Genomic DNA, 24,738 nt, shown 5'->3' on the forward strand with positions numbered 1-24,738 from the left:
GATCTCGATCAAGGACTAGTTGAGAGGCGCCCGGCATCAACCGGGCGAACGCATATGACCGAAATGACCGCAGTGAACCGTGCCGTGAACGAAGCGACCCCCGTCAAACCCGCCCACCTGCCCGATGCGCAGACCGTCACCGAAGTCCACCACTGGACCGACCGTCTGTTCTCCTTCCGCGTGACGCGGCCCAAGTCGCTGCGCTTCCGCTCGGGCGAGTTCGTGATGATCGGCCTCTTGGGCGACAACGGCAAGCCGCTGCTGCGCGCCTATTCCATCGCCTCCCCAGCCTGGGACGAGGAACTGGAGTTCTACTCGATCAAGGTGCAGGACGGCCCGCTCACCTCGCGCCTCCAGCACATCCAGCCCGGCGACGAGATCATCCTGCGGCCCAAGCCGGTCGGCACGCTGGTGCATGACGCCCTGCTGCCCGGCAAGCGCATCTGGTTCTTCGCCACCGGCACCGGGTTCGCCCCCTTCGCCTCGCTGCTGCGCGAACCCGAGACCTACGAGAAATACGACCAGGTCATCATCACCCACACCTGCCGCGAGGTGGCCGAGCTCGAATATGGCCGCCGCCTGGTCGAAAGCCTCAAGGACGATCCGCTGATCGGCGAGCTGGTGGGCGACAAGGTGCTCTACTACCCGACCACCACCCGCGAACAAAGCCCGAAGATGGGCCGCATCACCACCCTGCTGACCGACGGCACCGTCTTCCGCGACCTCGGAATAGACCCGATGAGCCCGGAAACCGACCGCGCCATGGTCTGCGGCAGCCTCGGCTTCAACAAGGATCTCAAGGACGTCCTCGAATCCTTCGGCCTGCGCGAGGGCGCGAATTCCGATCCCAAGGAATACGTGGTCGAAAAGGCCTTTGTCGGCTGACCGCAACCGCGGCCCGATTGCATCAATCCCCGGATACCGGCCCGGCAAAGTCTTGATCTCCAGGACCTGCCGGCCAATCCTTGGCCTTCGAATATTGAGAAGGCACAAGGATTATCAATAGGATGGCCATTGTTCACGGCACCCCGCGCGCCAACATTCTGGACGGAACCCCCGGCAACGACATCATCTACGGCTATGCCGGCCGCGATCGCCTGATCGGCCTCGACGGTGACGATCTCCTCTACGGCGGGCGTGGCAATGACACCTTCCTGCTGGGCGGCACCGGCCACAACCAGGTCGACGGCGGCCCCGGCAGCGACACGCTCAGGCTCGACCTGAGCGACCGCGGCGCGGATGTCTCGCTCACGACGACCTTCTATTACAGCACTGGCAAGCTGAAGTATGAACTCTCCGACGGCAGCTTCTCCGTCACCGCAAGCAGGGTCGAAACCTACCTGATCCATGCCGGCGCGGGCGACGACAACCTCGTCGGCGGCGACGGCAACGACCGCCTGTCCGGCAATGATGGCGATGACAGCCTTGGCGGCGGCAGGGGCAACGACATGCTCTACGGCGGGCGTGGCAACGACTACCTCGAAGACCATGAAGGCGAAGACCAACTCTTCGGAGGGGCTGGCCATGACAGCTTCTACGTCACCCACGAGATGCAGGCCTCCCCCTCGCAGGAACTGGTCGACGGCGGCAACGGCCACGACACTCTGAACCTCATGATCTCCGGCGAGGACGATGTCCAGGGCACCTTCCTCTCGGGCGGAGAGTCCGGCCTGTCGGACGGCATGACCATCCGCAATGTCGAGGTTTTCAGCATCTCCACCGGCGCCGGCGACGACACGCTGACCATGCGTGCTTCCGCCCTTGGCCGCTATCGCATCGACGCCGGCGACGGCCATGACCGCGCCACCCTCGATCTCTCCCGCCTCGCCGGAGAGGCCAACTTCAGCATCCGCGCCGGCGAATGGACGGTCGACGGCCAGCAGGTCAGCGTCGTTGCCGACGGGGTCGAGGACCTGACCATCATCGGCAACGGCCAGGCCAATGCCTTCCGCGCCACCAACGACAAGGTCACCCTGCGCGGCAATGGCGGCAATGACCTGCTGGAAGGCGGCGCCGGCCATGATCGCCTCTTTGGCGGCACGGGCCGCGACACTCTGCGGGGCAGCAACGGCCGCGACCGGCTCGAAGGGGGCGCGGGCAACGACTGGCTCGCAGGCGGCACCGGCGCCGACAAGTTCGTCTTTTCGACCAGGGGCGGCACCGACACGGTGCGTGACTTCAAGAGCGGCACCGACAAGATCGTCTTTACCGGCACCGGCGCCGATTTCGACGACCTCGCCTTCGCGCAGCGCAACGGCTTCGTCCGCGTGACGCTGACCACCGACACCTCGGACAGCCCCACGGTCATCAAGCTCCTGAACACCACCCTGGCCGAGGTCACCGACGCCGCCGACTATCTCTTCCTCTGAGCCGGTCGGCGCGGGCTTGACGCCCGCGCCCCCGGACCCATAGTCGAAACGGGGCGCATCCCGCGTCCGCCGACCGGAGCGCCCGTGACCCAGCAGACCGCGTCCACCGCCGTGATCCCGCTGCTCTCGGCCGCGAATTTCATGATCGGCATGGGCGCCTTCATGGTGATCGGCGCGCTGACCCCGGTGGCGCAGGACCTCGCCATCGCGCCCGAGGTCGCCGGCCGGCTGATGATCTTCTACGCCATGGGCTACGCGATCCTCTCGCCGCTGCTGGTCGCCCTGACCGGGGCGATGGGACGCCGCCGGGTCATGGCGCTCGGCATGGCCGCCTTCGCGCTCGCCAACCTGATCGCGGCACTGGCCCCCGACCCGGCCACGCTCTTCGCCAGCCGCATCCTCGCCGCTGCCGGGGCCGGTCTCGTCACGCCCGTCGCCGCCGGCGTCGCCGCCCTGCTCAGCGCCCCAGAACGCTGCGCCTCCACCCTGGCCGCCGTCTTCTTCGGCCTGACCCTGGCCCAGGTCGCCGGGGTGCCCGCCGGCGGCTTCATCGCCTATACCTTCGGCTGGCGCAGCGCCTTCGCGCTGGTGGGCCTGCTCTCGCTGCCCTTCGTCCTACTGATCTGGCTGCGCGTGCCCGCCGGCCTGCACCTGCCGCCGGTCTCGCTGGGCGACCTCGGGCGCACGCTGGTCAGCCCGCGCCACCTGACGGCCCTGCTCTTCACCTGCTGCTTCGTCGGGCCGACCTACATCGTCTACACCTATATCTCGCCCCTGCTGGAAACCCGCATGGGCTTCGGACGCGACGGCATCACCCTCTACCTGCTCAGCTGCGGCGCGGGGGCGGTGATCGGCAACCTGATCGGCGGCCGCCTGACCGACCGGATCGGCCCCGCCCGCACCCTCGCCCTGCTCGCCGTGGTGCAATGCGGCCTGCTCCCCGTCTTCTCCTTCCTGCCGCTGCCGGTCTGGCTGCTCTTCGCCCTCGGCTTCACCTGGTCCGCCTTCGGCTGGTCCTTCAACGCCCCCCAGCAGCTGCGCCTCATCACCCTCGACCCCGGCCGCGCCTCGGTGCTGCTGGCGCTGAACGCCGGGGCGATCTACATAGGCTCGGCCGCCGGGGCCTCGGTCGGCGCCGGCGTGCTGGCCGCCTGGGGCCTCGACAGCCTCGGCCTCGCCGCCGGCGCCAGCCTCCTGATCGCCATCGCCGTGCTCGCATTGGGCGAATCCCTGGCCCGCCGCGCCGCCCCGGATGGGTTTTCCCGGTGAATGCGACTTGAACCATGCCGGCGCGATAGCTACCTTGCGCCACCAGACTGACAACAGCAAAGGATTGATTCCATAGCCCGCAGACCCCACAATGCGCCGCCGCAACGCGACACCGGCCCGCGCATCAACGACAAGATCCGTGCCCCCGAGATCCGCCTGATCGGCGCCGATGGCGAGAACGTCGGGGTGGTCACACCGTCCCGCGCGCTGGACATGGCCGTCGAGGCCGGGCTCGATCTCGTCGAAATCTCGCCGAACGCCGTGCCGCCGGTGTGCAAGATCATGGACTTCGGCAAGTACAAATACGAGACGCAGAAGCGCGAGGCCGAGGCGCGCAAGAAGCAGAAGATCATCGAGATCAAGGAAATCAAGTTCCGCCCGAACACCGACACGCATGACTACGAGGTCAAGATGCGCTCGGTCTTCAAGTTCCTCGAGGCCGGCGACAAGGTGAAGGTCACCCTGCGCTTCCGCGGCCGCGAGATGGCGCACCAGAACCTTGGCCGCGAACTGCTGGAACGCGTCGCCGAGGACACCAAGGAAGTCGGCAAGGTCGAAAGCTTCCCCAGGCTCGAAGGCCGCCAGATGGTCATGCTGATCGGCCCGCTGCCGAACAAGGGCTGAACCACCCCGACCGGACCGAAGAAAATGGGCGCCCCTCGGCGCCCATTCGTGTTTCCGGGGATGGAGGGCGGCCCTCAGGCCGCCGCAATCGCCCGCTTGGTCATCACGCCCACCAGGTGCGCGCGATATTCCTTGGTCCCGTGCAGGTCGCCGATCATCCCGTCGGCCGGCACCTTCAGATCCATCAGCGCATCGGTGCGGAAGTCCTTGTGCAGCGCCTCCTCGGCATCCGACCAGCGGAACACGCCCTCTTCCGAGGCGCCGGTGACGGCCACCCGCACCTCATGGCCGTATTTCGCCAGGAACACCCCCACCAGCGCAAAGCGCGAGGCCGGCTGCACGAACTTCTGATAGCTCGCCTTTTCCGGGATCGGGAACTTCACCGCGGTGATGATCTCGCCCGGCTCCAGCGCCGTGGTGAACATCCCCTGGAAGTAATCGTCCGCCGCGATCTCGCGCGCATTGGTGACGATGGTCGCCCCCGACCCCAGCGCCGCCGCCGGATAGCAGGCCGAGGGGTCGTTGTTGGCAAGGCTGCCGCCAATGGTGCCGCGATTGCGCACCGCCGGGTCGCCGATCATCGAGGCCAGGTGCGCCAGCGCCGGATAGGCCCCCGCCCCCGCCGCCACCGCCGCATGGGTGGTGCCGCCGCCGATCACCAGCGAATTGCCCTCTTTCCTGATGCCCTTCATCTCGGCGATGCCCGACAGGCTCACCAGCGTCGAGGGGCTCGCCAGGCGCTGCTTCAGCGTCGGGATCAGCGTCTGCCCGCCGCCCAGCGGCTGCGCCTCGTCATCGCCCAGCGCCTTGACCGCATCCGCCACGCTCGACGGTTTCACGAAGTCGAAATTATACATCTCGTTTCCCTTTCGAAGATCGTCGGAGGCCAGGCCCCCATCTTCTTCTCTTTCCAAATACCTCCGGGGGGTCCGGGGGGCAGCGCCCCCCGGTTCCGTCCCGATCAGCTGTTCATCGCCGCCCAGACGCGCGCCGGCGACATCGGCATGTCGATATGGGTCACCTTCGCCCCCCCCGACTGCAATGCGTCGATCACCGCGTTGACGACCGAGGGCGGCGAGCCAATGGCCCCCGCCTCGCCGCAACCCTTCACCCCCAGCGGGTTGTGCGTGCAGGGCGTCTGGCACGAATGGTCGATCTCGAAGCTCGGCAGGTCGTCGGCCCGCGGCATCGCATAGTCCATATAGGACGCGCTCAGCAGCTGGCCGTCGGCGTCATAGACGCAGTTCTCGAGCAGCGCCTGCCCGATCCCCTGCGCCAACCCGCCATGGACCTGGCCGTCCACGATCATCGGGTTGATGATATTGCCGAAATCGTCGGCCGCCATCATCCGCTCGATGGTCACCTTGCCGGTCTCCGGGTCGACCTCGACCTCGCAGGCATAGGCGCCGGCGGGATAGGTGAAGTTCGACGGATCATAGAAGGCCGTCTCCTCCAGCCCCGGCTCCAGGTCGGCCAGCGGATAGTTGTGCGGCACATAGGCGGCCAGGCAGACCGAGCCCCAGTCCACCGACTTGTCGGTGCCCGCGACCGAGAACTTGCCGTCCTTCAGCTCGATATCGGCCTCCGAGGCTTCCAGCAGGTGCGCGGCGATCTTCTTGGTCTTGTTGATGATCTTCTCCGCCGCCCGCACCATGGCAGAACCGCCCACCGCGATCGAACGCGAGCCATAGGTGCCCATGCCCATCGGGGTGCGCGCGGTGTCGCCATGCACGATCTCGACCATGCTCTCGTCGATGCCGATCATCTCGGCGATCACCTGCGGGAAGGTGGTCTCATGCCCCTGCCCGTGGGCGTGCGAGCCGGTCATCACGACAAGCCCGCCGGTGGCGTTCACCCGCACCGTTGCGCTCTCGTAAAGACCCGCCCGCGCGCCCAGCTGCCCGACGAGGTTGCTCGGCGCGATGCCGCAGGCCTCGATATAGCAGTTGATGCCGAGGCCGCGCCACTTGCCCTTCTCCTCGCTGGCCTTTCGGCGGGCGGCAAAGCCCTTGATGTCGGCGATCTCCTCCAGCTTGTCCATCGTGGCATGGTAGTTGCCGGTGTCATATTCCACCGCCACCGGGGTGGCATAGGGGAACTGGGTGATGAAGTTCTGTCGCCGCAGCGCGATCGGGTCGACCCCCAGCTCGCGCGCCGCCTTGTCGATGACCCGCTCCAGCTGGAAGGTCGCCTCGGGACGGCCGGCGCCGCGATAGGCGTCGACCGGCACGGTATTGGTGAAGACCGCCCGCACGTTCACGTAGATCAGCGGCGTCTTGTAGTTGCCCGCCATCAGCGTCCCGTGCAGCCAGGTCGGCACCGAGGTCGAGAAGGTCGAGAGATACGCGCCCATGTTGGCCAGCGTGCTGGTGCGCAGCGCGGTGAAGTTGTTGTCCTTGTCCAGCGCCAGCTCGATCTTGGTGACATGGTCCCGGCCATGGGCGTCCGACATGAAGGCTTCCGACCGCGAGGCGGTCCATTTCACCGGCCGGTTGATCGCCTTGGCCGCGAAGGTGCAGAAGGCCTCCTCGGCATAGTGGAAGATCTTGGTGCCAAAGCCGCCGCCCACGTCCGGCGCCACGACGCGCAGCTTGTGTTCGGGAATGCCCAGCACGAAGGCGCCCATCAGCAGGCGGATCACATGCGGGTTCTGGCTGGTGGTATAAAGCGTGCTCTCACCGGTCGCCCGGTGGAAGTCGCCCACCGCCACCCGCGGCTCCATCGGGTTGGCGACGAGGCGCTGGTTCTTCAGCTCCAGCGTGGTGACATGGGCGGCCTCCTTGATCGCCTTGTCCACCGCCTCGCGGTTGTCCTCGACGAAGCCCCAGTCATAGCAGAGGTTGCTGGTCAGCTCGTCATGCACCTTGGTGGCGCCGTCCTTCAGCGCCTCGGCCATGTCGATCACCGCCGGCAGCTCCTCCAGCTCCAGCTCGATCGCCTCGGCGGCATCGCGCGCCTGGGCATAGGTCTCGGCCACCACCGCGGCGATCGGGTCGCCCACGTGGCGCACCTTGCCGCGCGCCAGCACCGGGTGGCCGGGCTCCTGCATCGGCTGGCCGAAACGGTCGGTCACCAGCCAGCCGCAGGGCAGCCCGCCAACCGCCTCGAAATCGGCGCCTGTGAAGATCCGCACCACGCCGGGCATCTTCGATGCGGCCTCGGTGCCGACCTTGACGATCTTCGCATGGGCGACATCCGAACGCAGGAAATGCACATAGGCCTGTCCCCGCAGGTTGATGTCGTCGGTATAGTTCCCGGCTCCGGTCAGGAACCGCACGTCCTCGCGCCGCTTCGGGCTGGCGCCAATGCCGTGATCCTTGGGCATGTCTCTTGATCCTCCCCGCGCAGTCCTCCCGACCGCGCCCTGAATTACTGCCGCAGGCCGTGCGCCCGTGGCGCACCGCCCCCCGTCGTTACTCGGCCGCGACCGCCACGTCCTGCCCGGATGCCGCCATGATCGCGCGGACGATGTTGTGATACCCGGTGCAGCGGCAGATATTGCCCTCCAGGTAATGGCGCACCTCGGCCTCGGTCGGCTTGGGGTTCTCCTTCAGCAGCGCCGCCGCGCTCATCACCATGCCCGGCGTGCAGAAGCCGCACTGCAGCCCGTGGTAGTCCTGGAACGCCTGCTGGATGCGGTTGAGCGTGCCATCCGCAGCCGCCTGACCCTCGATGGTGGCGACCGAGGCGCCCTCCGCCTCCAGCGCCAGCATGTTGCAGGACTTCACCGAATTGCCGTCCACATGCACCACGCAGGCCCCGCATTGCGCGGTATCACAGCCGACGTGGGTGCCCGTCATCCCCAGATTCTCGCGCAGGAAAGTGACGAGCAAGGTCCTCCCCTCCACCTCGCCACTGACCTCGCGGCCATTGACCGTCATGCGTACCTGAACCATTGGAACCTCCCCTTATGCTCATTCCGTTGCGGCGAGTTAAGCACGCCGCCTGCCACATGAGAACCGAAATCTTGGCCTATTTCCGAGGCAAACCGCCCACCGCGCAATCACCTCTCGCGACCGTGAGCCGGGCAAAGGGGTAAGGTCCTCCTTACTCGACGCGAGCAACAACCCTCGGTCTAATGGCCCCGTATTTCATCCAAGCCATTTCCAGGAGGACGCATGACGTCCGATCTGAATCCGTTAACGATTCCAATGCTCATCGCGCTCACCGCCGCCGGCTACGCCCTCGCCACCTCCGGCGTCACCCCGCAATCCGCCGCCCTGGTCGCCCTCGGCCTGCTCGCCGCCGTGACGGCCGAGATCCTGCTGCTGCGCAACAGCGACCTCAGCGTCATCTACCTCGCCATCATCGCGCTCGAAACGCTGATCGTCCTCGCCCTCGCCGCCTGGCTCGGAGAGGCCATCACCCCCCAGCGCATCGCCGGCGCCGGGCTGGTGCTGAGCGGCATGGCCCTGGTCGCGCATTGAGATTGTGTACCGATCCGAAACGCTCTGGGCGCGCTTGGCCGGATTGCCCCTAACCCCGTGCAAAGGGTATATTTCATACTGTGAACGGCATCACAGACCACAAGCCCCGGAGGGTCCATTCTGACCCCGAGGAATCGATGCCAGTATTGGAGACGAGTATGCGTTTTTCGACCGCGACGACCCTGCTTCTGATCTTTGCCGCCGGATATACGGCCTCGGTCACGATGCTGGTGCTTGCCATCAGCGCCTGAAACCACGGTTCCATCCCTCGCGCCGCTCGTCCCGCAGCGCGAGCCAGCCCCTGCCTTTCCCCGAGGCAGGGGCTTACCCGTTCCGCACCCGCTGCAGGTTCTGCCGGTGCACCGCCTCGTAGCAGGCGGCATAGCGACAGGCCTTGTCCTCGTCGAACAGCACCATCGACTGCGCCAGCGACTCCGGCGCCTCACCCGAGCGGATCAGCGCGATATAGCGCTCCGTCGCCCCGATCAATCCGACGCCATAGCCGCCATCCGCAATCACATCCGGGTGGCCGTGGTTCGGCAGGATCTGCCGCGGCCCCAGGGCCCGCAGCCGCCCGAGATCGCGCAGATGCGCGTCGAACCCCTGCGGCTCGGCAACATAGGTCACCGTGTCCTCCAGCGTGTCGCCGGCCAGCAGGATCTGCCCCTCGGGCAGCCAGAGCACGGTCGCATCGTCGCTGTGAATGTCGAAGTGGAGCAGCTCGACCCGCTCACCCCCCAGCGACAGCTCCATCCGCCCCTCGAAGGTCTCGGTCGGCAGGATCAGCGGGTTGATCGCCGGCGCGCCGCCCAGCGTGCCCTCCTCGATCGCCGCCCTGTCGCGCTCCAGATGCGCCGCCGTCCGCGCATTGGCGATGATGCGGCCATCGGCAAAGACCTCGGTTCCGGCCACATGGTCGAGGTGATGATGGCTCAGCACCAGGGTGAACTCGCGCACCCCCAGCCGCTCCAGATGCGCCCGCACCGCCCGCGCGTGCTCCAGCGTCGTATGCGGATCATAGACAATTGCCGAAGAACCCGCGACCAGGGCATAACTCGCGATCCCCAGCGCCAGCGCACCATCGTCCACCCAGTTCCGGCCCTCCCCCCAGGCATAGCCCGGCAAACGGCCGTCGTAATAGGCATAGATCCCCGGCAAAGGCGTCAGGATACGCATCCCCTCGGGCGGTCTCATGTCTCGCTCCTCTTGCGCCCGGCGCGCGGCTGCGGCCGCGTCGGGATCTCCTTCAGCAGACCGCCCACGCCCATCCCGGCGATATCGGCGCCGCTGACCTCGATGCCGCAGGCAATGCGCGACAGAACCCAGTCCGCGCCGTTCAGCGCCGGCGAGCGCGCGCAGCCCGGCAGCCCGATCACCACGCGCTCTCCCAACTGCCCGAGGAACAGAAGGTTCCCGGGGTCGACCGGCATCCCGAAGCGTTCCACGCTGCCGCCGGCCCTCCGCACCGCCGAGGGCGCCACGTCGTCGATGTCGCTGGTAGCCGAGCCGGTCAGGATCAGCGCGATATCACCGCCGAGATCCCCCAGCGCCGCCGCCAGCCGCCCGGTGTCATGCGGCACGGTGCGCACCTCGGCAAGCTCCATCCCCAGCGCCTCGACCCGGCCCCGGATCGAGGCGACGCCCTTGGCATTGTCCGGGCCGCCCGGAATGTCGGTGACCACCAGCCCGGCGCTGCGATGCACCACCCCGGCCATGCGGATCGCGCGCGCGGCAACCGCCGCCGCCTGCTCCACCGCCGCTCCCGGCACCGCATAGGCGATGATCTTGATCGTCGCCACCATGCCCCCGGCCTCCATCTGCTGGAAGGCCGGCACGGTGGCCAGGGTGATCATAGGATGCACCCGGTTCACCGCCTCGATGGCGGCCACATCCAGCACCGCCACGCCCGGCGCCTTGGCAATCAGGTTGACCCGGCCGGTAAAGGGCTCGGTCACCCGCAGCCCCGCCGCCGCCGGATCGGGCACCAGCGCCGCGGCGATCCGCGCGGCCGCCGCGTTCTCGCCCAGGTCACCCGGATCGAGCCGAGCGACGATGACCTCGTTCAGCCCCGCCGCGACCAGCGCCGCCACATCCGCCGCCGTCAGCACCGCGCCCTTGCGCAGCCGCCCCTTCTCCAGCGCGACCGAATGGGCCAGCACCGCGCCCTCCGCCTCGGCGACCGGGACAGGCCCGAACTTCACTTGGCCCGCCCGCGCAGCACGGCCGTCATCTCGGCCAGGATCGAAACCGCAATCTCCGCCGGCCCTGCCGCGCCGATATCCAGGCCGATGGGCGCATGGATCTGCCCGATCTCGGCCTCGCTGAACCCGGCCGCCGTCAGCCGGTCGACCCGCTTTGCATGGGTCCGGGTCGACCCCAGCGCGCCGATGTAGAAGGCACGCGAGCGCAGCGCCGCCTCGATGGCCGGATCGTCGATCTTGGGATCATGTGTCAGCAGCACCAGCGCGGTACGCGCGTCCAGCCCCAGCTGCGCCACCGCCTCGTCGGGCCAGTCGTTCAGGATCGTCTCGCCCGGAAACCGCGTGTCCGACCCGAAGGTCTCGCGCGGGTCGATCAATACCGGGTCATAGCCGGCGATCCGCGCCATCGGCACCAGCGCCTGCGCGATATGCACCGCGCCGACGATGATCAGCCGCAGCGGCGGGTTGTGGATGGCGACAAAGGTCTCGCCGTCCTCCTCAAAGCCCGAACGGTCCATCCGGAACCGCTCGTCGAACCCCGCCGAGGTCAGCGCCCGCGCGCCGCTCTGCGTGTTGACCACATAGGCCACCGGCCGCCGCGCGGCCCGCGCCTCGACCAGGTCGCCCAGCAGCGCCGCCGGCAGCGCGCTGCCGACCGGCTCGACCAGCACCTTGATGGTGCCGCCACAGGCCAGGCCCACGGCGAAGGCATCCTCGTCCGACACGCCGAATTCCAGCAGGCGGTGCTTGCCGTCGGCCATGGCCTCCATCGCCTCGACGATCACCGCCCCCTCGACGCAACCGCCCGAGACCGACCCCTCGATCCGCCCGTCGCCGCCCACCGCCAGCTGCGCGCCCACCCGGCGCGGCGCGCTGCCCCAGGTTTGCACCACGGTCGCCAGCGCAGCCCCGATCCCGTCGCGGAACCAGGTCAGCGCGGTTTCGGGTATCGTATCGAAACGGTCCATGTCAGGCCCTCCCAGGGCACAATATAGGCGGTGGAAGCGCGGAGTCTGCCCCCAAAACGAGCGCGGGCCTCGCGTCCCGCCGGTTCGCCTTCGGGCAAGATGCCTCCGGGGTCAGCCGGGATGAAGGAACGGCGGCTCAAAGCCCGCCGCAAAAGCGTCCCGGATTCACTCCCCGGAAAAGACAAGCAATTTCAGTAACTTGAAAAGCGTCCTAGCTGGGACACCCAAATCCGCCTCGAATCCGGCCCCTCACAGGGCCGAAAACTGCGCCTTCTGGCGGGGGGTCCAGGTCACCGTCAGCTCGTATCCGTCCTCGCCCTGGGTCTCGTTCTGGACCACCTCCTGCTTGAACAGCCAGGCCCGGCGGCGGCCCTCGTCGAAGCCCAGGTGCAGCTGCTCCTCGGTCCGCGCATCCTGCACCTTCAGGGCAATCGCCGAACACAGCGCGTCCAGCCCTTCACCCGTCAGCGCCGAGATCGCCAGCACCCCGTCGTCCCGGTCTGCCCGGTTCCGCATCGCCTCGCGCTCCTCCGCGGGCAGCGCATCGACCTTGTTCCAGACCTCCAGCCGCGGCGTCCCCTCCTCGACCCCGAGCGAGGCCAGAATAGTCTCCACGTCCCGCGCCTGAGCGCCGGTATCGGGGTGCGAGATATCCCTGACGTGGACGATCAGATCGGCGGCCAGCACCTCCTCCAGCGTCGCCCGAAACGCCGCCACCAGCTGCGTCGGCAGGTTCGAGATAAAGCCCACCGTGTCGGACAGGATCACCTCCGTCACCTCCGGCAGCCGCAGCCGCCGCATCGTCGGATCGAGGGTGGCGAAGAGCATGTCCTTGGCCAGCACCTCCGCCCCGGTCAGCCGGTTGAACAGCGTCGACTTGCCGGCGTTGGTATAGCCCACCAGCGCGACGATCGGATAAGGCACCTTCGCCCGCGCCGCCCGGTGCAGCGTGCGGGTCTTGGCAACCTTGTCGAGCTGCTTCTTCAGTGCCAGCAGCTGGGTATCGATGGCCCGGCGGTCGGCCTCCATCTGGGTTTCACCAGGGCCGCCGACAAAACCAAGCCCGCCGCGCTGACGCTCCAGGTGGGTCCAGGCCCGCACCAGCCGCGTCCGCTGATACGACAGCGCCGCCATCTCGACCTGCAGCACCCCTTCCCGCGTGCGGGCGCGATCCGAGAAGATCTCGAGGATCAACCCGGTCCGGTCGAGGATCTTGACGCCCCATTCCTTCTCGAGGTTGCGCTGCTGCACCGGCGAGACCGGCCCGTCGATCAGCACCAGCTCGACCTCGTTGGCCGCGAAGACCGCCTTCAACTCGGCAATCTTGCCCGAGCCGAAAAGCAGCCCGGCATGAGCCTTGGGCAGCGGCACCACGTTGGAGCCAAGCACTTCGAGATTGGGCAGCGCGGAGGCGAGCGAAACCGCTTCCTCCAGCGCGGGTTTGGGCGCGCGGCGGTGGTCGTCGGTCTTCAGGTCAGGATGCAGCACCCATGCGCGGGTGGGCAACCGGTCGTGTTCCATCAGGAAGCGTCTTCACCCTCGTAGAGGTTGATCGGCTGAGCAGGCATGATCGTCGAAATCGCATGCTTGTAAACAAGCTGCGACTGCCCGTCGCGGCGCAGCAACACGCAGAAATTGTCGAACCAGGTGATGACCCCCTGCAGCTTCACGCCGTTGATAAGGAAGATCGTGACCGGAACTTTCGTCTTGCGCACATGATTCAGGAACGCGTCCTGAAGATTTTGTCTGTCTGAAGCCATTTTCGCGTAATCTCGCTATGTTCTTGCCGACCGCTGCGCCACAGCGCGCCTCTTGTGTCAAGTATGAAGCGTGGCGTTGGGAGATTCCACCCTAAAAAATCAGGCTGTTACTCAACCGTTGCCGAGGTGGCATCAATTCCGCCACAGATCGGGTGTCAAAAGTGCGATGATCGCGAGCATTTCCAGCCGCCCCAGCACCATCGCGCCGCTGAACACCGCCTTGGCCATGTTGCCCAGTTCGATCAACCGGACCGGGTTGGAAGAGCCAAGCTCGGTCAGTGGCCCGGTGGTAGACAGGGCGGCGATGGACAGCACCAGCGCGTTCTCGAAATCCAGTCCGAGCGCAGCCAGCGCGGCGGCGATCACCGCAAGCGAAACTGCGAAGAGCATGAAGAATACGAAGGCCAGCAGCGCACCGTTCTTCTGGATCCGGCTGGTCTCGGAGCCTTCGGGAGTGACCGAGGACGGGTGCACCAGCCGCTGCATCTCGCGCACACCGCTGAGGTAGAGCGCGAAGACCCGTAGCAGCTTCACCCCCCCGGCGGTCGTGGCGACGCCACCACCGAAGACGGCGAGGCCCATGAGGATGATGCCCGGCGTCGGCAGTCCCGACCATTGCTGCGCCTCGGCCCAGTCGGCGCTGGCAAAACCGGTCGTGGTCAGGAAGGACATGACCGTGAAGGTCGACCCCCAATAGGCGCGCAGGGCAAGGCTGGCATTCTCGGCCGCGTTGGCATCGATAGCGCCGATCCAGTGCCGCAGGAACAGCAGCAGCGGCAGCACGACGACGATCAGCAGGCCGACGCGGAATTCCGGGTCGCGGTCAAGCCGGGCATGACCACGCGCTACGGTATCGCTCGAGAAGGTGAGGCGCGAAAGCGCGAAGAACATGAACAGGAAGAGGATCCCCTCGCCCGCCATCCCGGCATGGGCGCCATCCATCCCGCCGACCGGAGAAATGCCCGAGGTCGCCATGACCGACATGGCGTGACACAGCGCGACCAGCGAGTTCTCTCCGACGATCAGCAGGAGAACCCAGACGGCGACGGTCAACCCGATGTAGATCGGCGCAAGCGTCATTGTGGTCCGCGCGAGACGCACGCGCGGATCGACACCCGGCCCGCGCATCGGCCCCACCACGGTGCGGCCAGGCGCGCCCTGCGAGGTTACCTCAAAGCCGCCCAGGCTGAGTGGCGCAAGGATCGAAGAGGCGGCGACCCACATCAGGAACCCGCCCAGCCAGCCGACCTCGGCGCGCCAGAGGTGCAGCGAATTGCTGAGGCGCGCGGGTTCGAACAGGCTGGCGCCGGTGGTGGTGACCGCGCTGACCATCTCGACATAGGCGTTGAAGAAGGTGGTGGTCTTCAGCGCGTCATGGAACGGGATGGCCAGGAAGGCCGGGAGGATCACGAAGGTCGCGAAAAGGGACAGCAACTGGCTCAGCGGGCTGTGCCGCGACGGCCGGCTGGCCATCGCCAGGGCGATGAGCGTCACCACGATCAGCCCCATCAAGCCGGAGTAGAAGAAGGACCGCGAGGTCGCGTGGTCGCGCAGCACCAGCGCATGGGCCGAGGGCAGCAGCATGGAGATCGCCGCAACCGCCGATATCTGCAGGAACAGCGGCATCCGCAACAGGGGGCCGGGTATGGTCTGCCGCCGCATGGCTTAGAAGAAGTCGATCGAGACCTGCAGCAGGCGCTCGACCTCGCTCACGTCATCGGCCATTGCAAAGAGCGCGATGACGTCGCCGGCCTCGATCTTCAGCGTGCCGAGCGGGCGCATCACCTCGCCGTTCTTCATCACCGCACCGATCAGCACCCCTTCGGGGAAATCGATGTCGCGCATGGTCTGACCGGCCAGCGGCGAGGTCGACATCACCTCGGCCTCGATCATCTCGGCCTCGGCATCGCCGATGGAATATACCTGCCGGACGCGGCCATGACGGATGTGGCGCAGGATCGAGCTGACGGTCGTGGCGCGCGGGTTGATATAGGCGTCGATCCCCAGCGGCGCCATCAGCGGCACCAGCGTCGGATCGTTGATGAGGGCGATGGCAAAGGGGCAGCCTTCGGCCTTGGCCCGCACCGCCGCCAGCATGTTGGTCTTGTCGTCGTCGGTCACCGCCAGCATGGCGTCGGCGCGCGAGACGCCCGCCTCGTTCAGCAGGGCCGAGTCGAGGCCGTCGCCGTTCAGCACGATGGTGCGTTCCAGCGCTTCGGCGGCGCGCTCGGCGATGGCGCGGTTGAGTTCGATGATCTTGGCGCGGGTGCGGCTCTTTTCCAGTGCGCCAGCCACGGTCAGCCCGACATTGCCGCCGCCGACGATGACCACACGGTCCTGCTTTTTCTGCGTCTTGCCGAATATCTCGAGTGTGCGGGCCACGTCATCGGTGTGGCAGAAGATGTAGCAGTTGTCGCCGACGAAGATCTGGTCGCCCGGCTCGGGCGCGAAGAGCGTACCTTCGCGTCGGATTCCGACGACGATGGAGCGCAGGGTCGAGAAGAGATCGGTGAGTTGACGCAGCGCGGTGTTCACCACCGGGCAGTTCTCGTCGATAGTGATGCCGAGCAGCTGCGCCTTGCCGTCCATGAACACCTCGGTGTCGAAGGCGGCCGGCGCCGAGAGGCGGCGCATGGCGGCGGCGGCCACCTCGCGCTCGGGCGAGATCACCACGTCGATGGGCAGGTGATCTCGACGGTAGAGATCGGAATAGATCGCGTTGAGATAAGACTGGCTGCGCAGGCGCGCGATCTTGCGGTTCACCGCAAAGACCGAATGCGCCACCTGGCAGGTCACCATGTTGACTTCGTCCGAATGGGTGGCGGCGATGATCATGTCGGCATCTCGGGCGCCGGCGCGTTCCAGCACATCCGGGTAGGAGGCGAAACCGGCAATACCCTGCACGTCGAGCGTCTCGGTAGCACGGCGGACTAGATCGGCATTGCTGTCGACCACCGTCACGTCGTTTCTTTCGCCAGAGAGGTGGCGGGCGATTTGCCAGCCGACCTGACCCGCGCCGCAAATAATGACCTTCATGCCGTCCCGTCCCGTGGCCCCGCCCGCAGGACCCTTTGCATGACAGATGGCCCGGACACGGTCAATTCAATTGTCAGGCGCGCGCGGCGCGTGCAGACTGAGCGCATGAAATTCGCCCGCTCCCTGCTTCTGCTCTCGCTGGTGGCCGCCTGCGCGCCGCTGTCGATCTATTACCGCCCCGGCGTCAGCGTCGCCCGGCTCGACACCGACCGGACTGCCTGCGAGGTGTCGTCCCTGCGCGACGCGCCGGTCGCCAACCAGATCCGCGAGAACCCGCCCATTTTCGTGCCCGGTCGACAGGTCTGCGTGCCCAATGGCGCCTGCACGACATATCCTGGCTACTGGCGCAGCGGCGGCTTCTATACCGTCGATGTCAACAGCGGCCTGCGGGCGCGGTTGATGGATCAATGCATGGGCCGGAAGGGCTATCAGCCCGTCACCATCCCGCGCTGCGAGAGTGCGGTGGCGCAGGCGGTGCCGCCGGGCGCGACGAAGGTGCTGCCGAAAATCGACGAGAAGTCCTGCGCGGTGATGAACCGCGACGGCACCTGGCAGATCGTCACCACGCGGTGAGCCAAGGTCGTTTTCCTTCGAGGAAAACGGACGAATTCCTTCGAGGAATTCGTCCGCGTTATGCGTCTAATCGGGAGCCCGGTTTCCTCGCAGGAAACCGGAGCGAATTCCTCGCAGGAATTCGCTCCACGCCTATTCCGCCGCTTCCGGGCTCAATTCGTCGAGGTAGGCAATCCTTGCCCCCGATTTGGTCGTGGTCACCACGCCCAGCGACTTCAGCTTGCGGTGCAGCGCAGAACGCTCCATGCCGACAAAGCTTGCCGTGCGGCTGATGTTGCCGCCGAAGCGGTTGATCTGGGTCAGCAGATACTCGCGCTCGAAAGCCTCGCGCGCCTCGCGCAGCGGCAGGGTCGCCAGCGCGCCCGAGAGCACCACCCGGCCCTCCTCGCTGCCGCCTTCCTGTTCCGCCGGCAGTTCGCGGGCCTCGATCGGCCCCGTGCCCTCGCCGAGGATCAGCACGCGCTCCACCAGGTTCTTGAGCTGGCGCACGTTGCCCGGCCAGGCCATGGTCTGCATCAGCGCGACCGCCTCCTCGCTGAGCGGGCGGATCGGCAGGCCTTGAGCAGCGTTGCATTGCGCGATGAAGGCCTCGGCCAGCAGCGGGATGTCGTCGCGGCGCTCTTCGAGCGAGGGCACCGAGATCGGCACCACGTTCAGGCGGTGGAAGAGTTCCTGGCGGAACTGGCCGGCGCGGATCTCGGCTTCGAGATCGCGGTTGGTCGAGGAAATCACCCGCAGGTCGACCCGTACCTTGTCGTTGCCACCGACCCGGCTGAACTGCTGGTCGACCAGCACGCGCAGGATCTTCGACTGGGTCCCGACGGGCATGTCGGCGACCTCGTCGAAATAGATCACCCCGCCATGCGCCTGTTCCAGCAGGCCCGGCTCGACCCCGCGCTCGGGAGACTCGCGCCCGAACAGCACCTCTTCCATCCGCGACGGTTCGACGCCGGCGCAGTTCACGGTGACGAAGGGCGCCGCGGAGCGGTTGGAATGGGCGTGGATATAGCGCGCGGCGATCTCCTTGCCCGAGCCTGCCGGCCCGGTCAGCATCACCCGGCCGTTCGACTTGGTCACCTTGTCGAGCTGGCCGATCAGCGTGCGGAAGGCCGCGCTCTGCCCGATCATGTCGGCAGTGGTCACCTCGCGGCGCTTGAGCGAGGAATTCTCGCGGCGCAGGCGGCTGGCCTCCATCGCGCGGCGGATCACCACCATCAGCTGGTCGATGTTGAAGGGCTTCTCGATGAAGTCGTAGGCACCCTGCTTGATCGCCGCCACCGCGATCTCGATGTTGCCGTGGCCCGAAATGATGACCACCGGCACATCCGGATTGTCCCGTTTGACCGCCTTGAGGATGTCGATGCCGTCCATCCGGCTGTCCTTGAGCCAAATGTCGAGGATCATCAGCGCCGGCGGCTCGGTATTGATCGCCTGCATGCACTCATCGGAATTCCCCGCGAGCCTCGTGGCATAACCCTCGTCTTCGAGGATGTCCGAAACCAGCTCGCGAATATCGCGTTCGTCGTCAACGATTAGAATATCACTCATGTCGATCCTGCTTCTTTTTCTGTTATGTTTGCCTCGTCTTTCACGGAGCCGGGCGTAATCGTGCCCGCTGCGGGCCCGGTCGGCAGGCGGATCACAGCCATGGCGCCGTGGTGCGTGTTGCCATCAAATACCGGGGCATCTTCGAGGGCGAGGCTACCGCCGTGTTCCTCGATGATCTTCTTGACGATGGGCAGGCCAAGGCCCGTCCCTTCGTTGCGTGTTGTGACATAAGGTTCGAACAGCCGGGCGCGGTCCTCGGGCAGACCGATGCCATTGTCGGCGATTGTGATCTCGCAATCCTGCGCGCGCGGGGTCAGCGTCACGCGGATCTCCGGGGAAAAGCCCTCGGGCGCGCCTTTCTGGCGCAGGGTCTCGATCGCTTCGCCGGCGTTCTTTATGAGGTTGGTCAGCGCCTGACCGATCATCGTCGCGTCGAGTTCGGCCTCGAGTGGCCCGTCCGGCAGGTTGGAGCGGATGGTCACGTCGGGCTGGCCGGTCTGCTGCAGCAGCACCGCATCGCGCACCAGGCGGGTCAGGTCCTCGGTGCGGCGGTCGGGCTCGGGCATCCGCGCGAACTTGGAAAATTCGTCGACGATGCGGCGCAGATCCCCGGTCTGGCGGATGATCACGTCGGTCATCGCCTCGAGCCGCTCGCTCTCTTCGCCCACCAGCGGCGAGAACTTGCGGCGGATCCGTTCGGCCGAAAGCTGGATCGGCGTGAGCGGGTTCTTGATCTCATGCGCGATGCGCCGCGCCACGTCGCCCCAGGCGGCCATGCGCTGGGCGCTGACGAGGTCGGTCACATCGTCGAAGGCCACCACGTAGCCTTCGAGGCGGCCATGTTCGTTGCGCCGGGTGGCCATGCGGACGAGCAGGTTCTCGAGCCGACCATTGCGCGTGACCTTGACCTCGCCCTGCACCACCTCGTTGGCACCGGTGCGCAGGTTGTGGAACAGGGGGCCGAATTCGGGAATCGCCACCGCCAGGGCAAGCAACTGCCCCTCGCCCGACCATGCCAGCAGCCGCTCGGCAGAGCGGTTGACGAAGGCAACGCGGCCCTCGGGATCGAGCCCGACCACGCCCGACGTCACTGAGGACAGCACGGAATCGAACAGCCGGCGGCGGCGTTCGATCTGGCGGGTGTTGTCCAGCAGCGTCTCGCGCTGGCCTTTCAGTTGCCGGGTCATCTGGTTGAAGTAGCGCCCGAGCATTGAGATTTCATCGTCGGTGTCTTCCTCGATCACCTGCACGTCGAGATCCCCTGCCCCGACCTGCTGCGCCGCGAGGGTCAGGCGCCCCACCGGGCGCGACAGGCGTTCGGCGAACCACAGGCCCAGCCAGATCGCGGCAAGGATCAGGATCACCGCGAAGCCGAGGTAGAGCAGCCCGAACTCGAAGACCACGCGGCCGCGTTCATTCTCGAGCTGCTGATAGAGACGGATGGTCTCTTTGGTCTCGTCCAGAAGGCTGAGGATCTGTCCGTCGACCAGGCGGCTGACATAGAGGAAGCGGTCGACGAAGGCGTCGAGCCGCACCAGCGCCCGGAATTCGTTGTTGTCCCAGTCCTGGATGACAGTGATGCCATTGGTGCTGGCCTCGGCGATCTGATCGGGCGTCGGATGCTCGAAGTCGAAGAGATAGGAACCCTCGCCACGCGCGCGGATGTCGCCGGTGCCGTCGATGACATAGGCTTCCTTGAGGCCGCGCTGGATCTGCGGCTGGGCCTGTGTGAGGACCACCCGCAGTTCGGCGTCCGACATGAAGACGGTGACGCGGCGGGCGGAGTCGAGGAACCTGCCGAGCGCGGTGGCGTCTTCCTCGAGGTCCCGGCGCTGTTCCTGCTCATAGGCCTGCGCGGCGGCCAGCGACGAGCCGACGACGCGGCTGACACGATCCGAGAACCAGCCTTCAAGGCCGATATTCACCGTCATGCCGGCAAAGACCGCCACCGTCACGGTCGGGATCAGCGCCAGCAGGGTAAAGACACCGATCAGGCGCAGGTGCAGCCGCGAGCCCGCCGACTTGGCGCGGCGGGCGGCAATGATGCGGCCGAGCTGGCCCAGCACCAATGCGGCGACGACAAGGACATAGACCAGGTCGGCAAGCAGCACCGAGCGCAGCGCCATGGCCGAGGGGCCGCGATCGAAGGTGCCGATGGCCAGGAAGGTGACAAGCGCAAGGACGGGCCCAAGGACCACCAACCCAAGCGTCGCCGCGTTCTGGACGCGGCGCGTCCGGCGCCAACGGTTGAACGCCAGAATCGACCGACTTTGCGACCGGGAAACCACCCGCCGTCCTCATCCTGATGCGCTGCTCGAGCAGCTGACCGCCAAAACGTCGTGGTCACGGCAGGTGCGAACACCCACATGCCACGCTTCTGTGGCCTTTTTACATCAATTTGCGGCGCCGTGTCACCTGAATATCGAGGTCCGTGATCTTCTTGCGCAAAGTATTGCGGTTGATACCGAGCAGATCGGCGCATTTGGCCTGGTTTCCACCGGTCGCCTCGAGCGCGATCTCGATGAGCGGGATCTCCATTTCCTTGAGAATGCGTCCATAGAGGCCCGGCGGCGGCAGCATGTTGCCATGCAGGTCGAAGTAGCGCTGCAAGTGGCGCGCCACCGAGGCAGACAGCTTTTCGCCCTCGCCCTTCCCGAGCACCGGCTCGACCTCGGGCTGGTTGCCCAGCACCTGTTCGACCTCGGCACGGGTGATTTCCTCGGCGCGGCTGGTCAGCACGAGCCGGCGGATGGCGTTTTCCAGCTGACGCACGTTGCCGGGCCAACTGTAGACCCGGAACAGCTCTTCGGCCTGCGCGCCAAGCCGACGCTTGGGGGCGCCTTCCCGTTCGGCGCGGGCGAGGAAGTGCTGCGCCAGCAGCGGAACATCGTCGACCCGTTCGCGCAGGGCCGGCACATGCAGGGTTGCGCCGCTGAGGCGGTAGTAGAGGTCGCGGCGCACGTGGCCGGCCTCCATCGCTTGGGCGAGGTTGGTCTGGCTGGTCGCCATGAAGCGCGGGACGTGGTCGCCCGGCACATCCATCATGCGGACGATGCGGGCCTGGATTTCGTCGTCGATGTCGGAGATCTCGTCGATCAGCAGCGAGCCGCCCTTGACCCGCGCCAGAACCCGCGCGGGCCCTTCCAGCTCGCGCAGATCCGCCGCGGTGACGGTGACATAGGGCAATGTGCGGCGGTCGGAGAAGTCGTGAATCGCCCGCGCGATCAGCGACTTGCCAGTTCCGCTTTCACCCGAGATCAGCACCGGCAGGTCGGTGTTCATAACCCGCGCCACCAGTCGATACAGCGCCTGCATGACCGGAGTGCGGCCCACCAATGGCAGGTCGTCGGGGCGTTCGTCCACCTCGACCCGCTTTTCTGCGGGGCGGTGGCGTTTGAGTTCCAGCGCCCGCGCGGTGCGCTTCATCAGGTCGGGCAGGTCGAAAGGCTTCGGCAGATAGTCGTAGGCCTCGGCCTCGGCCGCCTGGATCGCCGTCATGATGGTGTTCTGCGCCGAGATCACGATCACCGGCAGGCCGGGCCGGTCCTGCGCGATTTTCGGCAGCATCTCCAGGCCATTGCCGTCGGGCATCATGACGTCCGAGATGACCACGTCGCCTTTGCCCTCGCCCACCCAGCGCATCAGCGTGGTCAGCGAACTGGTCGCGTGGACCTTGCAGCCTGCGCGGGTCAGCGCCTGGGTCAGAACGGTGCGGATCGTGCGGTCGTCATCCGCGACCAGGACAGTGCCGTCCATCAGGTGGTCTCCTCAGTTATCGTCCCCCGCGGCACGCGCGGCAGGGACAGACGAAATACGGTGCGTCCGGGTTGCGAGGTGACGGAGATCCATCCCCCGTGGTCCGAGACGATCTTGCTCACCAGCGCCAGCCCGAGGCCGGTGCCATTCTCGCGCCCCGAAACGAAGGGGTCGAAGATCTCTTCGCGGATCGCCTCGGGAATGCCGGGGCCGTCGTCGATGATCTCGATCTGCAGGGGCAGCGACTGGCCCGAACCATCGGAGCGGCGCAGGCTGAAGGAGTGTTCGAAGAAGGTATGGATCCGGATGGTTCCGCCTTTTGGATCAGCGGCTTCGGAGGCATTCTTTAGAAGGTTCAGCACGACCTGCAGCAGCTGGTCGGGGTCGCCGTAGGCCAGCGGAAGCGAGGGATCGTAATCCTCGACGATCTTCATGTGCGCCCCGAAGCCCAGCAGCGCCGAGCGCCGGGCGCGGTCCAGAACGTCGTGGATATTGACCGGGCGCAGATCTGGCGTCAGGAGGTTGCCGAATTGCTCCACCTGTTCCAGCAGCTTCACGATCCGGCGGCTCTCGGCGACGATAAGATCCGTCAGTTCAAGATCTTCCGGCGCAAGATTCATGCTGAGCAGCTGCGCCGCTCCGGTGATCCCGGCCAGCGGGTTCTTGATCTCGTGCGCCAGCATCTCGGCCATGCCGATGGCCGATTGCGCCGCCGACTTGACCGAATGGCTCTGGGTCATCCGGCCCGCCAGTTCGCGTGGCGTTACCAGCATGAGCATCTGCCCCTCCGCCCCTTGCAGCGGCGCGACCTGCAGCGCGCATTGCAGCGGATCGCGCCCGCCGGCGGCGATATTGGCGTCGTTGACGAAGAGCGGCGTGCTGTTCTCGCGGGCGCGGGCAAGCGCGCGTTCGATCGGCGTGTCGACTGAAATCAGCTCCCACAGCAGCCGCCCCGCAGCGCTGCGCATCGAGGTATTCACGAAGCCCTCGGCCGGCGCGTTCATGTTGGTAACGCGGTCTTCCTCGTCCAGGAGAAAAGCCGGCACCGGCAGCGAGGCCCAGATTGCCGTGTCTTCCGTCATGCCGCCACCGCCTTCGTCTCGGGTTCGGCAGCGACCATCGCCTCGCCGATCAGCTCCAGCACCTGGCGCGCATCGCGCGAGGTCAGCACCGCGCGACGCAGGGCCGGCGCGGTGCCGGCGGTGTCCATGTACCAGCCCAGGTGCTTGCGCGCGACGCGCAGGCCCAAGTCGGCGCCGTAGAAGGACAGCATGGATTCGTAGTGTTCGCGCACCATGGCGACAAAGGCCGCGCCTACAGGCACCTCCGGCTCTGGCGTGGCGAACAGCGCTGCCGCGATCCGGGCAAGTTGCCAGGGCTGTCCCTGCGCCCCCCGCCCTACCATCACGCCCGCCGCGCCCGAGGCCTTCAGCGCCGCACCTGCGCGCTCCGGGGTGGTAATGTCGCCATTGGCGATGACCGGCAGGTCGACCGCCTCGACCACAGGGCGGATGGCCGCCCAATCGGCGCGCCCGGTGTAGAACTGGCAACGGGTGCGCCCATGCACCGTAACCATCTGCACGCCAGCAGATTCGGCGCGCTTGGCGATTTCGGCGGCGTTCAGCATGTCGTGGTCCCAGCCCAGCCGCATCTTCAGCGTCACCGGCACCGACACCGCACTGACGACGGCCTCGATCAGGCTCAACGCGTGATCCGGGGTCTTCATCAAGGCCGAACCGGAATAGCCGCTGGTCACCTTCTTGGCCGGGCAGCCCATGTTGATGTCGATGATCGACGCGCCGCCTGCCTCGACCATGCGAGCCGCCTCGGCCATCCAATGCGCTTCGCGCCCGGCCAGTTGGACGGCAGTATTGGCCGCCTCGATCCCCAGTTCGGCGCGCTCGCGGGTGCCGCGACGGGCCTGGACCATTTCCTGGCTGGCCACCATCTCGGAGACGACGAGACCGGCGCCGAACCGCGCGACGAGGTCGCGGAACGGACGGTCGGTGATCCCTGCCATCGGGGCGAGGAAGACCGGCGGAGTGAGAGCTCTGGAACCGATGTGAACGATCAACTGCCTAAACCTTGTGCATGAGCGATCCCTAGCCAGCGCATCGGCCGGGCACAATGTCGCGCGGGCAATTCCCGGCCGCATAATAGGCACCTGCCTGTTTTTTGAGCACACCTCAACAGGCAATTGCCTCGCG

Annotated in this window: 21 protein-coding genes; 6 read left to right on the forward strand and 15 right to left on the reverse strand. The window is 66.7% G+C overall.

Annotated elements, in window-relative coordinates; genetic code table 11:
• Positions 1 to 63: 63 nt before the first annotated feature.
• From IE266_RS16990 to infC, 4 genes are all read left to right on the forward strand, one after another.
• On the forward strand, positions 64 to 885 hold the full coding sequence (locus IE266_RS16990) for a ferredoxin--NADP reductase (RefSeq protein WP_373310587.1): 822 nt from the start codon (positions 64 to 66) through the stop codon (positions 883 to 885).
• Positions 886 to 1,007: 122 nt separating this feature from the next.
• Positions 1,008 to 2,369: a calcium-binding protein gene (locus IE266_RS16995; protein WP_189681311.1), complete on the forward strand. Its 1,362-nt coding sequence runs from the start codon at positions 1,008 to 1,010 to the stop codon at positions 2,367 to 2,369.
• A gap of 84 nt (positions 2,370 to 2,453) precedes the next feature.
• Positions 2,454 to 3,638 carry an MFS transporter gene (locus tag IE266_RS17000; protein ID WP_189681312.1) on the forward strand — a complete coding sequence of 395 codons (1,185 nt, stop codon included), beginning with the start codon at positions 2,454 to 2,456 and terminating at the stop codon, positions 3,636 to 3,638.
• Between the two features lie 159 nt (positions 3,639 to 3,797).
• Positions 3,798 to 4,262: a translation initiation factor IF-3 gene (gene infC / locus IE266_RS17005; RefSeq protein ID WP_229864240.1), complete on the forward strand. Its 465-nt coding sequence runs from the start codon at positions 3,798 to 3,800 to the stop codon at positions 4,260 to 4,262.
• Positions 4,263 to 4,336: 74 nt separating this feature from the next.
• On the opposite strand, the gene IE266_RS17010 is transcribed toward infC, so the two are convergent.
• The 3 genes from IE266_RS17010 to IE266_RS17020 all read right to left on the reverse strand — a co-directional run bounded on the left by IE266_RS17010 (position 4,337) and on the right by IE266_RS17020 (position 8,158).
• The gene (locus tag IE266_RS17010) at positions 4,337 to 5,119 is read right to left on the reverse strand and encodes an FAD binding domain-containing protein (RefSeq protein WP_189681313.1); all 783 of its coding nucleotides are present in this window, start codon (positions 5,117 to 5,119) and stop codon (positions 4,337 to 4,339) included.
• A gap of 104 nt (positions 5,120 to 5,223) precedes the next feature.
• The gene (locus IE266_RS17015; protein ID WP_189681314.1) at positions 5,224 to 7,587 is read right to left on the reverse strand and encodes a xanthine dehydrogenase family protein molybdopterin-binding subunit; all 2,364 of its coding nucleotides are present in this window, start codon (positions 7,585 to 7,587) and stop codon (positions 5,224 to 5,226) included.
• Between the two features lie 88 nt (positions 7,588 to 7,675).
• Entirely contained in the window at positions 7,676 to 8,158 is a 483-nt protein-coding gene (locus IE266_RS17020; protein ID WP_189681315.1) for a (2Fe-2S)-binding protein, read from the reverse strand.
• A gap of 222 nt (positions 8,159 to 8,380) precedes the next feature.
• Between IE266_RS17020 and IE266_RS17025 the strand changes: the two genes are divergently transcribed.
• Entirely contained in the window at positions 8,381 to 8,689 is a 309-nt protein-coding gene (locus tag IE266_RS17025) for a 5-aminolevulinate synthase (RefSeq protein WP_189681316.1), read from the forward strand.
• Positions 8,690 to 9,013: 324 nt separating this feature from the next.
• On the opposite strand, the gene IE266_RS17030 is transcribed toward IE266_RS17025, so the two are convergent.
• The 7 genes from IE266_RS17030 to trkA form a co-directional block, all read right to left on the reverse strand.
• A complete protein-coding gene (locus tag IE266_RS17030; protein WP_189681317.1) occupies positions 9,014 to 9,883 on the reverse strand; it encodes an MBL fold metallo-hydrolase in 870 nt (289 codons plus the stop codon).
• Positions 9,880 to 10,890: a molybdopterin-binding protein gene (locus IE266_RS17035; RefSeq protein WP_189681318.1), complete on the reverse strand. Its 1,011-nt coding sequence runs from the start codon at positions 10,888 to 10,890 to the stop codon at positions 9,880 to 9,882. The genes IE266_RS17030 and IE266_RS17035 overlap by 4 nt, the downstream gene beginning before the upstream one ends.
• Complete coding sequence (locus IE266_RS17040; protein WP_189681319.1) at positions 10,887 to 11,858, reverse strand: XdhC family protein; 972 nt, start codon at positions 11,856 to 11,858, stop codon at positions 10,887 to 10,889. The genes IE266_RS17035 and IE266_RS17040 overlap by 4 nt, the downstream gene beginning before the upstream one ends.
• 249 nt (positions 11,859 to 12,107) lie before the next feature.
• A complete protein-coding gene (gene hflX / locus IE266_RS17045) occupies positions 12,108 to 13,379 on the reverse strand; it encodes a GTPase HflX (protein ID WP_189681320.1) in 1,272 nt (423 codons plus the stop codon).
• A complete protein-coding gene (gene hfq, locus IE266_RS17050; RefSeq protein ID WP_088648030.1) occupies positions 13,379 to 13,618 on the reverse strand; it encodes an RNA chaperone Hfq in 240 nt (79 codons plus the stop codon). The genes hflX and hfq overlap by 1 nt, the downstream gene beginning before the upstream one ends.
• A gap of 132 nt (positions 13,619 to 13,750) precedes the next feature.
• On the reverse strand, positions 13,751 to 15,244 hold the full coding sequence (locus IE266_RS17055; protein ID WP_229864227.1) for a TrkH family potassium uptake protein: 1,494 nt from the start codon (positions 15,242 to 15,244) through the stop codon (positions 13,751 to 13,753).
• A 39-nt stretch (positions 15,245 to 15,283) separates the two neighbouring features.
• Entirely contained in the window at positions 15,284 to 16,654 is a 1,371-nt protein-coding gene (gene trkA, locus IE266_RS17060) for a Trk system potassium transporter TrkA (protein ID WP_189681322.1), read from the reverse strand.
• Between the two features lie 105 nt (positions 16,655 to 16,759).
• On the opposite strand from trkA, the gene IE266_RS17065 reads away from it, so the two are divergent.
• Complete coding sequence (locus tag IE266_RS17065) at positions 16,760 to 17,227, forward strand: hypothetical protein (protein WP_189681323.1); 468 nt, start codon at positions 16,760 to 16,762, stop codon at positions 17,225 to 17,227.
• Positions 17,228 to 17,359: 132 nt separating this feature from the next.
• Here the strand turns inward: IE266_RS17065 and ntrX are convergent, their stop codons facing one another.
• The 5 genes from ntrX to dusB all read right to left on the reverse strand — a co-directional run bounded on the left by ntrX (position 17,360) and on the right by dusB (position 24,605).
• Positions 17,360 to 18,775 carry a nitrogen assimilation response regulator NtrX gene (gene ntrX / locus IE266_RS17070; RefSeq protein WP_189681324.1) on the reverse strand — a complete coding sequence of 472 codons (1,416 nt, stop codon included), beginning with the start codon at positions 18,773 to 18,775 and terminating at the stop codon, positions 17,360 to 17,362.
• Complete coding sequence (locus IE266_RS17075) at positions 18,772 to 21,063, reverse strand: sensor histidine kinase NtrY-like (RefSeq protein ID WP_189681325.1); 2,292 nt, start codon at positions 21,061 to 21,063, stop codon at positions 18,772 to 18,774. Before IE266_RS17075 ends, ntrX begins: the two co-directional genes overlap by 4 nt.
• Before the next feature lie 100 nt (positions 21,064 to 21,163).
• Positions 21,164 to 22,531: a response regulator gene (locus IE266_RS17080; RefSeq protein ID WP_189681326.1), complete on the reverse strand. Its 1,368-nt coding sequence runs from the start codon at positions 22,529 to 22,531 to the stop codon at positions 21,164 to 21,166.
• Positions 22,531 to 23,613 (reverse strand): two-component system sensor histidine kinase NtrB, encoded by a 1,083-nt coding sequence (locus IE266_RS17085; RefSeq protein WP_189681327.1) that lies wholly within the window; start codon positions 23,611 to 23,613, stop codon positions 22,531 to 22,533. The genes IE266_RS17080 and IE266_RS17085 overlap by 1 nt, the downstream gene beginning before the upstream one ends.
• On the reverse strand, positions 23,610 to 24,605 hold the full coding sequence (dusB, locus tag IE266_RS17090; protein WP_268249760.1) for a tRNA dihydrouridine synthase DusB: 996 nt from the start codon (positions 24,603 to 24,605) through the stop codon (positions 23,610 to 23,612). The genes IE266_RS17085 and dusB overlap by 4 nt, the downstream gene beginning before the upstream one ends.
• Positions 24,606 to 24,738: the final 133 nt, after the last annotated feature.

Source organism: Seohaeicola zhoushanensis, from assembly GCF_014656415.1.
Classification (GTDB): domain Bacteria; phylum Pseudomonadota; class Alphaproteobacteria; order Rhodobacterales; family Rhodobacteraceae; genus Seohaeicola_A; species Seohaeicola_A zhoushanensis.

What these genes read in the sequence shown, in the direction of transcription:
- IE266_RS16990 (WP_373310587.1), top strand. Translation starts at nt 64, where the DNA reads ATGACCGCAGTGAACCGTGCCGTGAACGAAGCGACCCCCGTCAAACCC.
- hfq (WP_088648030.1), bottom strand. Translation starts at nt 13,618, where the DNA reads ATGGCTTCAGACAGACAAAATCTTCAGGACGCGTTCCTGAATCATGTG.
- IE266_RS17020 (WP_189681315.1), bottom strand. Translation starts at nt 8,158, where the DNA reads ATGGTTCAGGTACGCATGACGGTCAATGGCCGCGAGGTCAGTGGCGAG.
- IE266_RS17025 (WP_189681316.1), top strand. Translation starts at nt 8,381, where the DNA reads ATGACGTCCGATCTGAATCCGTTAACGATTCCAATGCTCATCGCGCTC.
- IE266_RS17085 (WP_189681327.1), bottom strand. Translation starts at nt 23,613, where the DNA reads ATGACGGAAGACACGGCAATCTGGGCCTCGCTGCCGGTGCCGGCTTTT.
- IE266_RS17040 (WP_189681319.1), bottom strand. Translation starts at nt 11,858, where the DNA reads ATGGACCGTTTCGATACGATACCCGAAACCGCGCTGACCTGGTTCCGC.
- hflX (WP_189681320.1), bottom strand. Translation starts at nt 13,379, where the DNA reads ATGGAACACGACCGGTTGCCCACCCGCGCATGGGTGCTGCATCCTGAC.
- IE266_RS17030 (WP_189681317.1), bottom strand. Translation starts at nt 9,883, where the DNA reads ATGAGACCGCCCGAGGGGATGCGTATCCTGACGCCTTTGCCGGGGATC.
- IE266_RS17080 (WP_189681326.1), bottom strand. Translation starts at nt 22,531, where the DNA reads ATGGACGGCACTGTCCTGGTCGCGGATGACGACCGCACGATCCGCACC.
- IE266_RS17065 (WP_189681323.1), top strand. Translation starts at nt 16,760, where the DNA reads ATGAAATTCGCCCGCTCCCTGCTTCTGCTCTCGCTGGTGGCCGCCTGC.
- trkA (WP_189681322.1), bottom strand. Translation starts at nt 16,654, where the DNA reads ATGAAGGTCATTATTTGCGGCGCGGGTCAGGTCGGCTGGCAAATCGCC.
- IE266_RS17015 (WP_189681314.1), bottom strand. Translation starts at nt 7,587, where the DNA reads ATGCCCAAGGATCACGGCATTGGCGCCAGCCCGAAGCGGCGCGAGGAC.
- IE266_RS16995 (WP_189681311.1), top strand. Translation starts at nt 1,008, where the DNA reads ATGGCCATTGTTCACGGCACCCCGCGCGCCAACATTCTGGACGGAACC.
- IE266_RS17055 (WP_229864227.1), bottom strand. Translation starts at nt 15,244, where the DNA reads ATGCCGCTGTTCCTGCAGATATCGGCGGTTGCGGCGATCTCCATGCTG.
- IE266_RS17010 (WP_189681313.1), bottom strand. Translation starts at nt 5,119, where the DNA reads ATGTATAATTTCGACTTCGTGAAACCGTCGAGCGTGGCGGATGCGGTC.
- ntrX (WP_189681324.1), bottom strand. Translation starts at nt 18,775, where the DNA reads ATGAGTGATATTCTAATCGTTGACGACGAACGCGATATTCGCGAGCTG.